General features: G+C 47.9%; 18 protein-coding genes. 5 read left to right on the top strand and 13 right to left on the bottom strand.

Annotated elements, in window-relative coordinates; translation table 11 throughout:
- The first annotated feature begins 1 nt into the window (after position 1).
- From LFE_RS11965 to LFE_RS11980, 4 genes are all read left to right on the top strand, one after another.
- On the top strand, positions 2 to 415 hold the full coding sequence (locus LFE_RS11965; protein ID WP_014450480.1) for a hypothetical protein: 414 nt from the start codon (positions 2 to 4) through the stop codon (positions 413 to 415).
- A gap of 233 nt (positions 416 to 648) precedes the next feature.
- Entirely contained in the window at positions 649 to 1,110 is a 462-nt protein-coding gene (gene mscL / locus LFE_RS11970) for a large conductance mechanosensitive channel protein MscL (RefSeq protein WP_014450481.1), read from the top strand.
- A 75-nt stretch (positions 1,111 to 1,185) separates the two neighbouring features.
- Entirely contained in the window at positions 1,186 to 1,968 is a 783-nt protein-coding gene (locus LFE_RS13345) for an OmpA family protein (RefSeq protein WP_014450482.1), read from the top strand.
- A gap of 24 nt (positions 1,969 to 1,992) precedes the next feature.
- Positions 1,993 to 2,310, top strand: coding sequence for a hypothetical protein (locus LFE_RS11980; RefSeq protein WP_014450483.1), 318 nt, complete (start codon positions 1,993 to 1,995; stop codon positions 2,308 to 2,310).
- Positions 2,311 to 2,517: 207 nt separating this feature from the next.
- On the opposite strand, the gene LFE_RS11985 is transcribed toward LFE_RS11980, so the two are convergent.
- The 13 genes from LFE_RS11985 to LFE_RS12050 form a co-directional block, all read right to left on the bottom strand.
- A complete protein-coding gene (locus LFE_RS11985) occupies positions 2,518 to 2,781 on the bottom strand; it encodes a hypothetical protein (protein ID WP_014450484.1) in 264 nt (87 codons plus the stop codon).
- Between the two features lie 41 nt (positions 2,782 to 2,822).
- Positions 2,823 to 3,035: a 4Fe-4S dicluster-binding protein gene (locus LFE_RS11990; protein ID WP_014450485.1), complete on the bottom strand. Its 213-nt coding sequence runs from the start codon at positions 3,033 to 3,035 to the stop codon at positions 2,823 to 2,825.
- Between the two features lie 19 nt (positions 3,036 to 3,054).
- A complete protein-coding gene (locus LFE_RS11995) occupies positions 3,055 to 3,744 on the bottom strand; it encodes a 2-oxoacid:acceptor oxidoreductase family protein (protein WP_014450486.1) in 690 nt (229 codons plus the stop codon).
- Positions 3,745 to 3,771: 27 nt separating this feature from the next.
- On the bottom strand, positions 3,772 to 4,665 hold the full coding sequence (locus tag LFE_RS12000) for a thiamine pyrophosphate-dependent enzyme (protein WP_014450487.1): 894 nt from the start codon (positions 4,663 to 4,665) through the stop codon (positions 3,772 to 3,774).
- Between the two features lie 49 nt (positions 4,666 to 4,714).
- Positions 4,715 to 5,920, bottom strand: coding sequence for a transketolase C-terminal domain-containing protein (locus LFE_RS12005; protein WP_014450488.1), 1,206 nt, complete (start codon positions 5,918 to 5,920; stop codon positions 4,715 to 4,717).
- 828 nt (positions 5,921 to 6,748) lie between these two features.
- Positions 6,749 to 7,171 (bottom strand): DUF1841 family protein, encoded by a 423-nt coding sequence (locus tag LFE_RS12015; RefSeq protein WP_014450489.1) that lies wholly within the window; start codon positions 7,169 to 7,171, stop codon positions 6,749 to 6,751.
- Complete coding sequence (locus LFE_RS12020) at positions 7,172 to 7,456, bottom strand: hypothetical protein (RefSeq protein WP_014450490.1); 285 nt, start codon at positions 7,454 to 7,456, stop codon at positions 7,172 to 7,174. It lies immediately after the preceding gene.
- A gap of 86 nt (positions 7,457 to 7,542) precedes the next feature.
- On the bottom strand, positions 7,543 to 7,854 hold the full coding sequence (locus LFE_RS12025) for a 4Fe-4S dicluster domain-containing protein (protein WP_014450491.1): 312 nt from the start codon (positions 7,852 to 7,854) through the stop codon (positions 7,543 to 7,545).
- Positions 7,855 to 7,883: 29 nt separating this feature from the next.
- Positions 7,884 to 8,579, bottom strand: coding sequence for a 2-oxoacid:acceptor oxidoreductase family protein (locus LFE_RS12030; RefSeq protein ID WP_014450492.1), 696 nt, complete (start codon positions 8,577 to 8,579; stop codon positions 7,884 to 7,886).
- A 34-nt stretch (positions 8,580 to 8,613) separates the two neighbouring features.
- Positions 8,614 to 9,489, bottom strand: a complete 876-nt coding sequence (locus tag LFE_RS12035) for a thiamine pyrophosphate-dependent enzyme (protein WP_014450493.1) — start codon at positions 9,487 to 9,489, stop codon at positions 8,614 to 8,616.
- Positions 9,490 to 9,647: 158 nt separating this feature from the next.
- Entirely contained in the window at positions 9,648 to 10,886 is a 1,239-nt protein-coding gene (locus LFE_RS12040; protein ID WP_014450494.1) for a transketolase C-terminal domain-containing protein, read from the bottom strand.
- Positions 10,887 to 11,290: 404 nt separating this feature from the next.
- Positions 11,291 to 11,887, bottom strand: a complete 597-nt coding sequence (locus LFE_RS12045; protein ID WP_014450495.1) for a J domain-containing protein — start codon at positions 11,885 to 11,887, stop codon at positions 11,291 to 11,293.
- A gap of 17 nt (positions 11,888 to 11,904) precedes the next feature.
- Positions 11,905 to 12,117, bottom strand: a complete 213-nt coding sequence (locus tag LFE_RS12050) for a hypothetical protein (protein ID WP_014450496.1) — start codon at positions 12,115 to 12,117, stop codon at positions 11,905 to 11,907.
- Between the two features lie 276 nt (positions 12,118 to 12,393).
- Here LFE_RS12050 and hemL point away from each other — a divergent pair, with 276 nt between their 5' ends.
- Positions 12,394 to 13,710 carry a glutamate-1-semialdehyde 2,1-aminomutase gene (hemL, locus tag LFE_RS12055; RefSeq protein WP_014450497.1) on the top strand — a complete coding sequence of 439 codons (1,317 nt, stop codon included), beginning with the start codon at positions 12,394 to 12,396 and terminating at the stop codon, positions 13,708 to 13,710.
- The last annotated feature ends 8 nt before the right edge of the window (positions 13,711 to 13,718 follow it).

The following is a 13,718-nucleotide window of genomic DNA, read 5'->3' on the forward strand; positions in this document are numbered from 1 at the left end:
CATGTATTATTGCGCCGTCCGCTTTCAGGACGAATCATATGAAGTCACCATCATCAACGAAGGCGAGTCCATCATTTTGCACACCAAATCCCACCCCGCTTCCGGGGATATTGAACGAATCTTGGGCAATCGGCCAAAGTCACGCATCCTGGTTGAAAAAGATCATCCCAATAGCCATGCGATCGATCTTCTCGCTAAATTCCTCTCGGATACCCAGCATGAAACCCTTCTCCTGAGCAAAAATGAACTTCAGGAGATTTTCTCCCGCCATCACGAGGTCATTCCCCACATCAACGACACACACCAGATGGCCAGGCTTGCCCTCTATCACTGGAAATCGGATCATGCGCCCGATGATCTCTCCGGCGGGTTTCTCCACGAACTTGCTACAGGACTCGACGAAAACGAGGAATAAACTAATATTTCCTCTCCGAATTCCGGTTTGAGGGTGGACACATTTCCCTGAAACCGGAGTTTGGATGTTTGTATTCTGCCTCATTCTCGAAAACCCTTCCCGCTTCATTCTCCTCCAAAACCAATATCTCTTGATTCTTTCCATTACTAAAGGTAGTCTTCCCGTGCTTCCCATAAAAATTCTAAATATGAGTTTTTTTGACATTTTCTTCCTTTAAAAAAGGGGGAGATACCATGATCCAGGAATTCAAGACCTTTATCATGAGAGGCAATGTTCTAGACATGGCCGTGGGTATTGTCATGGGAAGCGCATTCATGGCAATCATCCAGTCTTTGGTAAATGATGTGATCATGCCTCCCATTGGGTACATTCTTGGCAATGTCAATTTTTCCAATCTCTATTTCCTCGTCAAGGAAGGATCGACTCCAGGTCCTTACGGATCTTTAATGCTTGCCAAAAAGGCCGGAGCCGTCACCATCAATTATGGAGTCTTCATCAACTCCATCATCAGTTTCCTGATCATCTCCACGGTCGTATTTTTCATGGTCCGGGCCGTCAACCGTTTAAAGACGGTCGCACTCAAACCAGCTCCCGTTTCGGTTGAAGTGACCACCAAGGAATGCCCGTATTGTTTTTCGACCATTTCCATCAAGGCCACAAAATGCCCAAACTGCACATCCCTTTTAAACGGGTAGAAACAAATGCCATTCTATGCAGTCACTTTTATTCTTTCGCACCGGTAAAGGCTCTTCAAAATGCAAGGAGGCATGATGAACCAATTCAAAAAACAAGCTATCACCGGGTTATCTTTGGTGACATTGGCATTGTTTGGCGGGTGTGTTTCCATTGAATCGGGAACCATCTCGGAAAGTCACAACGGATCCACTGGAACCGTTGTTCACTCTACAACCAGTCAGGATGGTTTTCTCGAGATTTTCGGAACCCGCAAGGACACTTCAAAAGCAAACAAGGCTCTTGCTTCACAGTGCACGAACAGTCGACTGACGGATGTGGTCGACCAGGTCTCCAAAAGGGATGTTTTGTTATTGGTCCAGATCTACACGGTCAGAGCCCAGGGAGTCTGTCTTCCTGTCGCTGCTCCGGCTCCTGCTCCTACCCCAGTCGTTGCCCCAGCACCTGCTCCGGTTGTCCACCAGCTTGTCCATGCAAAAAAAACCAAAAGAGGGCTTGTGTTCACCCTCGGCTCCGTTCTTTTTGCAACAAACAAATCCAATTTGAACGAGAATGCCAGAAATAGTGTCAACGAATTAACGGCGTATCTTAAGGATCATCCCAACAGAAACATCCGAATAGAGGGCTACACCGACAGTACTGGATCCAAAAAGTACAATCAGGTTCTTTCTATTCGCAGAGCGAAATCGGTTGAAGAATCTCTCCTAAAAGCCGGTATCGACAAAAACAGGATGCAGGCCAAAGGGTACGGCCCCCTCTTTCCAGTCGCAACCAACAAAACCGCTGATGGACGTCAGCTTAACCGCCGGGTGGAAGTTGTTATTTCTGACAAACACGGTCACTTTCTCAAGAACCGATAACATTAAACATTTGTGGAGGCTTGAATGATAAAAAATACATTTCTCGCATTAACAGCAGCTATCTCTCTTTCCGTATTTGGCGGTTGCACCTGGATCAATTCCGGAAGTATCTCTGAAAGCAATAAAGCTACAGCTGGTACCCCCATTCATGCGACTGTAACCAGTGATTATGGATTATTTCATATCACTTCTCCCAAGGATCTGACACAAAAGACCAATGAAGCCCTTATGTCCCAATGCCAGAGCGGTACCATGACCGACGTTCAGACGCAGTTGAACGTGAGAGATTTCTTTCTTCTCGTACAGGTTTATAAAATGGAAGCCTCAGCCATCTGTAAATAATACGTCTTGGTGATATGGCAGGGGGGATTCTGACTTTGTCAGAATCCCTTTTTTTATGATTTTTTCATCACAGACCTAAGCGAGCCCATCCGAAATAATCAATTCAATTTATTTGATAGCTCTCACATTCACAATAAAAAAGGGCAATGACCGAAGCCATTGCCCTATCTCTTGCGGAAATCCATTTCACTGAGAATCTAAAGCGAATCAGGCAAGATCTTCTTCCTGTAACAAATCCGCTTCATTTTCAGTTCCTTCCGAATCTCCAAATATTTTCTTCGAGTAATAGTCTGCCCAATCCAGATACATTTTCCCGCTATCTCTTATGGCCACAAAAGAGACCATTTTAGCCCTTAAATCATCGGGAGATACTCCGGATTGCTCAAGATTTCGAATCTGGGCATCGAGCAAGAACAGGAAGCGGTCCATTGCATCGCTCACTTCGTCCAGTGCATTCTTCATCTCGCTCATGGAACATTTCCCCTTTGCTGTAACTTAATCCGACGGGGAGCCTAACGATCCTGCATCGTAATGGCTTTATGCTTTGCTGCGTCACAAACAACGACGCAGAGCTCGCATCCCTTACATCGGGATTCGACAACAAATGCAACCTTTTTTTCATCATTCATCATGATGCAGTTTGCTTCAGGACAATACATGATGCATAGTCTGCATCCTTTGTTGGCCACACATGCTTCTTCATTGATTTCTGCAACGTAATACATTGATTTTTCCCGCCTTTGGTTAAGCCATCATCTGGGGCGTATAGTGAGCATTTTTAGCAAACTCTACCGCTCGATCGAATCCCTGTCGGATTGTTTCAAGATTTTTCTGAAGAAGCATTTCTTTCTTGGCAAATTTCTTCTTGATGGCTTCATCAAGAGTAGCCGTACCGCCGGATGCGACATACTTTTTACCAAAACGATCCTGAAGAGCGAGATCAAGGGCATTCATCGACACAACATTGGTCAATCCCACAAGACTGCCAATCATTGCCATGTTGGTTGCCAGCTCTGTTCCCGCGACTTCATGGGCAATCTTGGTAGCTGGAACATAAAAAACAAGAGCATTGAGTTTTTCAAGACCCTCTTTTTCAGCGTCACTCAGAAGGTCGATATCATCATTGATGATGACGATCCCGTTCTTTTTCAATCCAGAGAAAAAGGGCATCGTATAGGACTTGCCCATAGTGATCACCTGGGGATGAAAAACCATGACCACATCCGGAAAGACTAATTCCCCGCGATCAAAGATTTTTTCGGGACCGATCCGGGCATAAGCTTCCGCCGGAGCCATTCTTTTTTCAGCTCCAAAAAATGGGTTACTGATGGCAAACAAATTTTCTTTGGATGCTGCCATTGCCAAGATATGGGCTGAGGTCACAACACCCTGCCCACCCAATCCAGACATACGAACATTGATTCTGGTTTTCATGTTCTCTCCTTCAGAAAACGGATTTGATCAGTTGTTAGCAGAAGCTGCCAACTTGTCCGCTTTTTTCTTTGCATTCATATCATCGATAAACGCCTGTGCTTCCGGGGTGATAAATTCGCGGAACTTGAAACGCTCACCAGCCGATTCAGAATCCCTCATTTCCTGCAGACCTTCCATGCTCTGTTTTCCGATTTCCAGAATACAGGGGGTATAGATCTGAAGATATGTGGGGCCAATCTCGCGGGCAATCAACACAGCCTGCTTTACAACCCTTTCGACAAGGCTGGGCTTGCTGGTCGTCAAAACGGCAACATATGCGCAACCAGACTCTCTCGCAATTTCCGGAAGTCTGACTTTTTCAAACTTTTTCCCCTGGGGGGCCATCTTTGCAACAAAACCTTTCTGCATAAGGCCGGACTCTTGACCTCCGGTATTGGCATAAAGCTCGTTGTCAAAACAGATGGTGGTGAATTTCTCCTGACGAAACCAGGATTGGAGTGTCATATCCAGTCCGATGTCTACAGTCGCTCCATCACCGGCAAGAACGATGACGTCCTTCACCTGATTTGGAAAACGGTAAGCCAATGCCCTTTTAAGCCCTGTGGCGATTGCGTTCTGGTTTCCGAACAGGGAATGAATGTTCTGGACCGCAACCATCGGGAAAACAAGACTGGTACAACCGGTCGATCCAACCATGACCGTATCTTCCGGAGCGGGAATCGAGGCCATGATATGCCTGAAGGCGATTGACTCGGGACACCCTGCGCAAAGGGAATGCTCGGCAATCAGCTCGGTGGAAGAACCGACATCTTTCCAGCCACGATCATTTTTTCCATATGTGGCATGGTCAACGAGATCCCGGTAATCCTGAGGGATAATGTCCCAGAACTCAGGATTGATGACAATTTTTTCTTTGCTCATTGAAAACCTCCTAGGTGACTATATTTTAAGTGTTGAATCCCGTGATATCTTATTTTTTGTTCATCCTGGCAATCGTTCTCTCTACTTCTTCGACAATGACCTCTGGAGGCATGGTCATACCGCCAGCGACATGAGGTCCCGCAATAACTCTCTCATTTCTTTCGACAACTGAGGCGATTTCTCTTGCCATCCAGCCGGCGACATTGAATTCGGGGACAAAAATGTATTTGGCGTTTTTTGTCGCTTCCCGAATTTCTTCTTTTGGAAAGGGCCTGATCGTCTTGATCTTGACCAATCCCACTTTCACGCCCTTGTCACGGAACAGGCGGATGGCTTCCCTTGACTGGGAAACGGCCGTTCCAGAAGACACCAGGAGAATTTCAGCATCGGGGTTTTCTACTTCAATCAGTCCATTCAGAAGTTTTCTGGTCATCTTCCGTGAGCGCTCCATTGCCGCTTTGACTTCAAGCTGCCAGCTGGCATGGGTCATGTAGGAAATATAGTTTGATTTCATGATGAATGGATCCCTCATGTGTCGGATCGGAGCCGTTTCCATATCCATTACAGGGGTGGGGTTCGCATAGGGATTGTAATGGGGAAGAGCCACATTTTCGGGCGTCATGCTCACGACATCTTTTGTATGAGTCACAAAGAATCCGTCACAAATGACACCGATCGGAAGATGGACCTCGGGAAGCTCGGCAACGATGTACCCTTTCATCATGAAGTCGAAAAGATCCTGTGCGTCTTCTGCGTGCCACAAGAGCATCCCGGTCTCGAGCATAAATGCAATTTCCAGGGTATCCGGCTGAATTGTCAGCGGAGAGTTTACGCCCCGGACGGTAAAGACAACCTGAATGGGAAGCCTTGCTCCGGCCCACATCGGGAAGTTTTCGAATGCACGAAGGGTTCCTGGTCCGGCTGTAGTGGTAAAGACACGGGCGCCGCCGAAAGCTGCACCGGCACATTGTCCCATAACAGCAAACTCAGATTCGCCTCTCATGTAATCGCCGACATATCCATCCGCATATAATTCGCCAACAAGGGACGACGCTTCACTTTGTGGGGTGATGGGATAGGCAACCGAGAAATCGACACTGCTTCTTTTGACAGCCTCTTTTATGACTTCAGATCCTGTAAGGAAGGCTTGAGTACGGGGAGAGTTGAAAAAAATCTCTTCAGGAGCAGTGATGATCTGACCTTTTTTATTGGGTGTCCCGATTTGGGGGACATTGGGGTTTTCATGGGTTCCCATGGTGTTCTCCTTATATGTTGGATTGCATATGGTCCAGAATGCCATCGCCATTTTGGCATAGTGGGGCATCAATGTTGCGACAGGAAGAAAATCTTCTATGCCGCCAGGCGCTATACACACATCTTGCAAGAATCGGAAAACGAATTGGTTCTTTTTATGGTCAAAGCTGTTGTTATATTCGTTTCTTTTAAGATGGCTCCATTTCAACCAGCGATATCTTGAACCATTTTCTGATAATAAATAAAAACTTCTATTCTGAAATCTCCGGAGTAGCAACTATCCTGCTTTCCATCGGGTCGCTCCGGGCGATCCGATGACTCTCCTACGAACTTTTCCACCCCTGAGCGATCCTCGCTAGAGAATGGTTTTCCGGTCTCACGAGCGGAAGGTCCTGTTTCTTCGGGACCTGAGAAAAAGACGTTCTCTTTTTCTCCTTACATGTCCCTCCTCAGGCATTTATCCTCGGACCGTTCCGGCCTTCAATCTCCCGGTGGAGTCTTCGGATTCGCAGGAGCCACTGAGTGTACAGTCTGATCTTGTTATAATAGGGACACGATAACAGAAAATCAGATCGTTCACTAACCCCTATTGCCTTGCGGGCGAAGAAGAATGAGGATTACGCTCGCTTTTATTCAGTAACTCATTTATGACAGAAACCCGGGAAATAAGTCTCGCAAAAAAAACGGCCCACCTCATCGTAAGTCATGAGCACATAAGCGGTTAAGACATAAGAATCATATCCACTCTAATGCATTTGTGGGAATGTAATGATTTTCAATCCGTTTTTCTCGACTGATTTCCTGGACTTCCAGAAAACTGGAACTCTATTTAGCCGACAGTTAACCTTGAAAGACTTGACACATACTCGGTTTCATCAAAAGTTTGAGCTCTTCTCGTTGCCCTGAAAGCGATATCAGCAAATACACCAATGATGGCATGAAGAGCATCGTGATCGCTCAGCCCTTGCTCCACCAGACGAAGAAAGGCCATTTTGACCTCTGGGGGATACTCTTTCTCGATCTGGTTCTGGACTTGAAGGTGGAACATCAAATGAACAAAGGGATTGACGATGCCCCCGTCCACTTCCTGTGGAGACGCAGAACCTTCACCTAACGCCCAGAAAGGTTCCAGTTCAGGATGGAGATCCATCAATTCAGCGATGCTTTGATCCTCTCCTTCAAGGGGGCCGACTTTTTTTCTTTGCGCAATAGAGGAAAATCGCCATTGGTTTTCTCGATCAAAAAGATTCATTTAAGGTGTCTCCGTTGTATGCAATCTTCGACCCCTGGCACCTGATCCATAAACCATGAAGACTTTTTTCCCTTGACGCAAATGGTAGGATTCCCAAGCTGGACTCACCCCGTTCAAAAAGGCTTTTGAGTCTTCCCCTGTTGCTTTGAAGTAGTCAGGATAAGTCAATCCCGCATCATAAACATCGACCAATAGACAATCTGTTGTAAAGCCATCCCCTTCGAGAACAATTCCCTTGAGGATCTCCCTGATTTTGTCCGGATCACTGATTTCAACCGCTTCCACTCAAGAACTCCAATATCAAAACACAGGCAGGAAGCCTGGTCCCTCAAATGACAGGAAACAGACTTCCCCCAGATTTGGGCAACTGATTACTTTGCGACCTTTTCCAGAACAACCGTTTCCGGGAGCTCTTTCCACTTTGCCGGATTGAATCCTGCCTTGTTCATCTCGAACGGATTTTCAAGCTCGCTGATCATGATCATCTTGATAGCATGGTGCTTTGCCATCGTGTCACAGATGCTCACGCAAATTTCGCAAGCCTTGCAACGATCAACAGCGACAAACGCTGTCTTCTTGTCGTTGTCATAGAGAATTGTGTTGGTTTCCGGGCAGAACTGCGTACAAAGCTTACAGGCTGTCTCCGAACAGATTGCAGTATCAACATGGGCAACAAGATACATCTTGAGTCACCTCTCCCGCTAGAATTTGATTAAACCTGAACTTTCTCTTTCACCTTTGCCCAGCCACGTTCGACTGCAAAATTATAAGCGGCAACAATGACTTCCATGTTCTTCTTCAACAACTGCTCTTTTTTCGCGAACTTGCGCTCAATGACGTTGTCCAGGGCTGCAGTTCCTCCTGACACAACAAATCCCTTGCCAAGGAATCTCTCCTTGACCGATTGTTCAAGGGATGGAAGATCAGGGATGCCCATAATAGCGCTGACAGCACCAACCATGGCCATATTGGTGGCAAGGTCCGTATCGGCAATTTCTCTTGAGAGCTGTGTTGCAGGTAAGTAATAGACTCTGGCATTTCTCTCCATCAATTCTCTTTCCTCATCGGCAACGAGATTGATCGGAGTCTCCGAGTTGATCAAAACCACACCATTGGGCTTCAAGCCGGAATAGAACGGCATGGTATAGGATTTACCATGGGTGATCACCTGAGGATGGAAGATCATGATCAAATTCGGGTAGATGATCTCTCCGATTTCATAGATTTTTCCATTGGCGATCCTGACATAGCTCTCAACCGGCGCAAGTCTCTTTTCCGAACCGAAAAATGGGACGAGCGTGCTTTCTCCGCCCATGATCACCATTCCATTACTGAGAATGTGGGATGCGGTAACAACTCCCTGACCACCGATACCGGCCATTCTGATGTTATAGCGTTCCTTGTTCATGTAATCTCCTTTACCTGACTAAAAAGACCAATGATTATTCAGCTGATTTGGTTGCCTTGGTTTTCTTTGGCTCGATGGATTCAAGAAACGCCTTGGCTTCATCGGAAATGAATTCCTGGAACCCATAACGCTCGGCTTCAAGGGACTTGGCATCATCAATCACTTTGGGTGTCGGAATCGCGTATTCAATATTGCAGGAAGTGTAGGCCTGGATGAAGGTCGGACCGATTTCCCTGGCAATGAGAACAGCTTTTCTGACAACAGACGCAACTCTTGTCGGATTGGTGACGGTCATTCTGACAATGTAAGGAACATTGGCAGTCTTTGCCAGTCCGAGCATGTCCATTTTTTCATACTTTTTACCCTTTGGGGCCATTTTGAGGATTGCGCCACGCTCGGTCATACCAGACTCCTGACCACCCGTGTTTCCGTATACCTCATTGTCCAGCATGATCGTGGTGAATTTTTCCTTACGGAACCAGGAATGCAATACAGTCGAAAAACCGATATCGGCCAATCCACCGTCACCTGCCATGACAACCACATCCTTGGACTGGTCTGGGAATCTCATTTCCAAACCGCGCTTCAGACCGGAAGCCACTGCGTTTGTATCTCCATAGTTACCATAGATAAAGGGAATAGAGGTTTGGGAAAGGGCAAGACGTCCGCATCCGGCTGTTCCAACAAGGATGGTATGTTCCGGGTTTGGAAGACCAATCATCGTCAAACGGATGAAAAGGGTCATTGCACATCCTGCACACATCGGGTGCTCTTCGATGATTTCCTTGAATGTCCCCATCTCGGATACTTTTTTCTGTTTTCCGTAGGGTCCGCGCTCAACCAGATCCCGATATTCCTTTGTCATATATTTTTCGAGGGCTGGCGAGATTTTCAGATTATCCATGCTCATTAGGTGTTCCTCCAGAGTGACCTGTTATAAAATTGATCCATATCATAAAAGAAAATTCAATCGTTCAATCCATCTTGATACACTCCTTGCCAGTCTTTCCAAAAATGGGCAAACACCGGCAAGGAGACTGTTCCGGGCCAATCACCCGGAGGACATCATTAAAACACGAACTTCTTGTCCGGGAAGATGTACTGGAGAATCATCTCTGTCGGAAGGGAGATTCCTCCGAAAACCCGGGGACCAGGAATGATCTCTGCCTTTGAATATCCGTAAAGGGCTGCGGCAACATCCCGGTAAAGCCAACCGACACAATTGAATTCCGGAACAATAATTCTTTTTGCGTTCTTGCAGGCATCCCTGAGCTCTTTTGTCGGAAATGGCCTCAAGGAACGGATCTTGATCAAGCCGATACGTTCTCCCAAGTCTTCCTCCGCCTGACGGACCGCTTCCCTCGACTGGGAAACAGCGCTCCCCGATGCAATGACGATCGTGTCCGCATCAGGATTGACGATCTCGACCAGACCACCCATGTACAAGTCGATGTACTTTCTTGATCGCTCAACAGCTGCCCAGACTTCCTGTTGCCAGGAGGCATGCACATGATAGCTGATGAAGTTGGATTTCTGGATCGGCGCATCCCTGGAAAGACGGGCAGGGGGATTCTCATTGTCCATCACCGGAACGGCTTCATGGTAGGGATCCCTTGGGGGAAGTTTGATATCCTTTGATGGCATCATTACATATCCGCGGGCATGGGTCACAAAAAAACCATCAACCGCCACTGCTACAGGGAGTGTAACTTCAGGCCGTTCGGATATGATAAAGGCCTTCAACGTATAATCAAAGAAATCTTGCTGATTTTCTGCATGAAAAACGATATTTCCGGTATTGATGAGATAGGCCAATTCAGCATTGTCCGGCTGGATGGAAAGGGGAGCATTGATAACCCTGCACATGATCAGGAGGACAATGGGCATCCTGCCTCCGGGCCAGGAAGCAACAACTTCCATGCCACGCATGAGGCCAGGTCCTGCCGTTGCCGTCAAAGATCTCGCACCCGCCCGGGAAGAACCGGCAATCGCTGACATAACGCCGATTTCCTCTTCTCCACGGTAGTATTCCTTTACATAACCTTCTGCCCAAAGAGCACCGACCTGCTGCATGGTCTCGCTCTGGGGAGTGATCGGATAAGAAATGGCCACATCCACATTTGCACGACGGATTGCTTCCTTTGCAGCTTCCGAACCGGTGATAAAAGCACGTTCCCGGGGAGCTTCAAAAAACATATATTCGGGGGTAACGACTTTTTGCTTGGCAGCCTCGGATGTTTCAGATTCCTTGACTACCCCAGCACCGGCAGACGTCGGTTTAACCTCTACCCCAGCACCTTCTGACATGAGACATCTCCTTCATCAACGCCTGGATCTTCAGATCCGGACGAGATCAATAATAAATTGAGCCGGTCAATGCGACACGACTTTTTTAACCTGGTCGACTTGACCAGGTCCTACCGGATCACGGAAAACGCTAGAAATGCCCGATGGACAACCAGAGAACACCCCAAAAACCCGGGCGAAAAATAAACCAACCACGTTCCCATGGAAAGGCCTACAGACGATCCGGAGCTGAGATCCTGATCAAATAAAGATCCAAGAGACAAAATTAGCGTCCAGCCCATCAAAAAGGGACCGATAACGCATCAACCCTTATTTCAGGGCGAAAAGAAGCATTCCTTTAATCACCAGCGAATCATATGGAGTTTGACCCTATCATGGTCCGGGATTCCAAGTCAATTCGATCCTCAGGCGCCACCACGCGATTCTTCTCCAAGAATGCTTTTCAAAACATTATAAGCTTCAATGACTTTTCTCATCTCGGCCTCAGAACTTCTGTCTCCTTGTCTCACATCCGGATGAAGCCTCTTCACCAGATTTCGGAAACGATTTCTCACCTCAGTCAATGTCGCCGTGACTTCAACGCCAAGCACCAAGCATGCCTCAGAGTGGCTGAGCCCCGGATCAGAGCCGGAGGAATTTCCCGAATCTCCCCCTCCGGACCCAGTCGCATGACCAAAGAACCGGCTCCAGGAAATCCTTGATCTGGATTTTCTGGGCCGGTTCCACAAGACACAGTCCACATCTTCAAAACGCTCTTCCAGAAATCCCGCTCTCCTTTGAATCTGAAGAAGAGCCCCCCATGAGTTCACCTCATCAAGCTCTCTTAAAAGACAACCAAAAAGACGCAGGAGTTCAGAATAGCGCTCATCGAACAATATGTATGACTCGGGCTGGATCAGAAACATGCGCTCAAGGGCGAACTCCATCCCCTTCCGGCTTTCCGATACCATTTCTTCAAGCCGCCGCCTGAGAGCGGCACGTTCCCGGTAATAATCCTTCACCCGTCTCTCCGGTTAATCTAGAAGTTTTCCAGAGACTTCATCTCGTCTTCAAGTTCGGACAACCTCTCTCGCAAATCGTCACCCTGAGCCTGCGAAAGCCATCCGACATTCACACCCTCATCAAGAGCCTCGACCACCTTTTCCCACAACCCGCTGTCCACGCTGGTTCCGTTTTCAAATGCAGTTCTTAGCTGATTAATGGTTTCGCTGATCGCCTGATGACTTTTCATTCCTTACCTCCATCTGATTGTCCAATTCCCCGGGAGCCCCGGGTTGATCACAAAGAAGTCATTGCAATATATCCTCCGCAGCGACCGTAGTAAATAGGATCTGGAACTTAAAACCAAACATCTGTCTTCCCATTATAACGCACAATCCGGAAAAAATGGGATCGGCTTCGACGTCACAAAATCACCACAAATTCTTTCCAATCTTCCGGGGTTCGACTATAATGGCGGACAATCTCATCGGATCACTCCGAAAAACATTGATTATCAGGAGGTTCATTGACGCATTCAGAGGAGTTTTACAACCGGGCAAAAACGATTTTTCCCGGAGGGGTCAGCAGCCCTGTCCGGGCTTTTGGAGCGGTCGGGGGGGTACCTCCCTTTATCAGGAGTGCAAAAGGATGTCTTCTGACAGATGTTGACGGAAATGAATATATAGATTACGTCCTTTCTTATGGTCCACATATTTTGGGACACGGCGATCCGGACGTTCTGGACCGCTTGCATGCGGCCATCGACCGGGGGATCAGTTTTGGAGCACCATCCGAAGAGGAACTCCAACTCGGAGAAATCATCGTTTCGGCCCTTCCATCGGTGGATCGATTGAGATTTGTCAATTCCGGAACGGAAGCCACAATGAGTGCAATCCGGTTGGCCAGGGGTGTGACAGGAAGATCGAAGATCCTCAAATTCGAAGGAGCCTATCATGGCCATGCCGACTCCCTCCTGGTCAAGGCCGGATCGGGAGGCGCCACATTCGGGGTTCCCTCATCTGCCGGAGTTCCTCCTGAAATTGCCCGAGAAACACTGACACTTCCCTATAACGATACCGAAGCCCTCAAAACCCTTTTCTCCTCCGAAGGGGACAAGATTGCCTGCGCCATTATTGAGCCCGTCAGCGGCAATATGGGTGTTGTCCTTCCCGACGATGAATTCCTCAGGGAACTCCGGCGTCTGACCGAAAAATACGGGGCACTTCTGATCGCCGATGAAATCATGACCGGTTTTCGTCAGACCTATGGGGGCGCGCAAATTCTTTTTTCCATGGAGCCCGATATCACAACTCTTGGAAAAATCATCGGAGGCGGACTTCCCGTAGGCGCATACGGCGCCTCTGCCAAAATCATGTCCCAGATTTCCCCTGAAGGCCCTGTCTATCAGGCCGGCACCCTCTCTGGAAACTCGGCATCGATGGCCGCCGGTCTCGCAACCATCCAGAAACTCAAGACACCGGCCCTTTATTCCCAACTTGAAGAACAGGGAAGGAAACTCTCCCAGGGGCTGAAGGAAATCATCTCTCGCCTCTCCCTCCCCGCAACGGTCAATCGCATGGGATCAATGATGACCGTTTTTTTCACTCCGGACCCCGTTACCGACTGGACATCCGCTGCACGTTCGGATACAGCCCTGTTCCGGGTCTTTTTTCATGAATCCCTGAAGCAGGGAGTTTATCTTCCCCCTTCACAGTTTGAAGCGTTTTTCCTGTCCACCCGACATGACGATGAAGTCATCCGGATCTCGATCGAAAAAATGTCCAGAGCCCTCATCGCCTGCCGCAACTGGATCGATCAGGGACGGCCCGAATACAACCCATAGGAGAAACA

The sequence above is a fragment of the Leptospirillum ferrooxidans C2-3 genome (assembly GCF_000284315.1).
Lineage (GTDB): Bacteria > Nitrospirota > Leptospirillia > Leptospirillales > Leptospirillaceae > Leptospirillum > Leptospirillum ferrooxidans.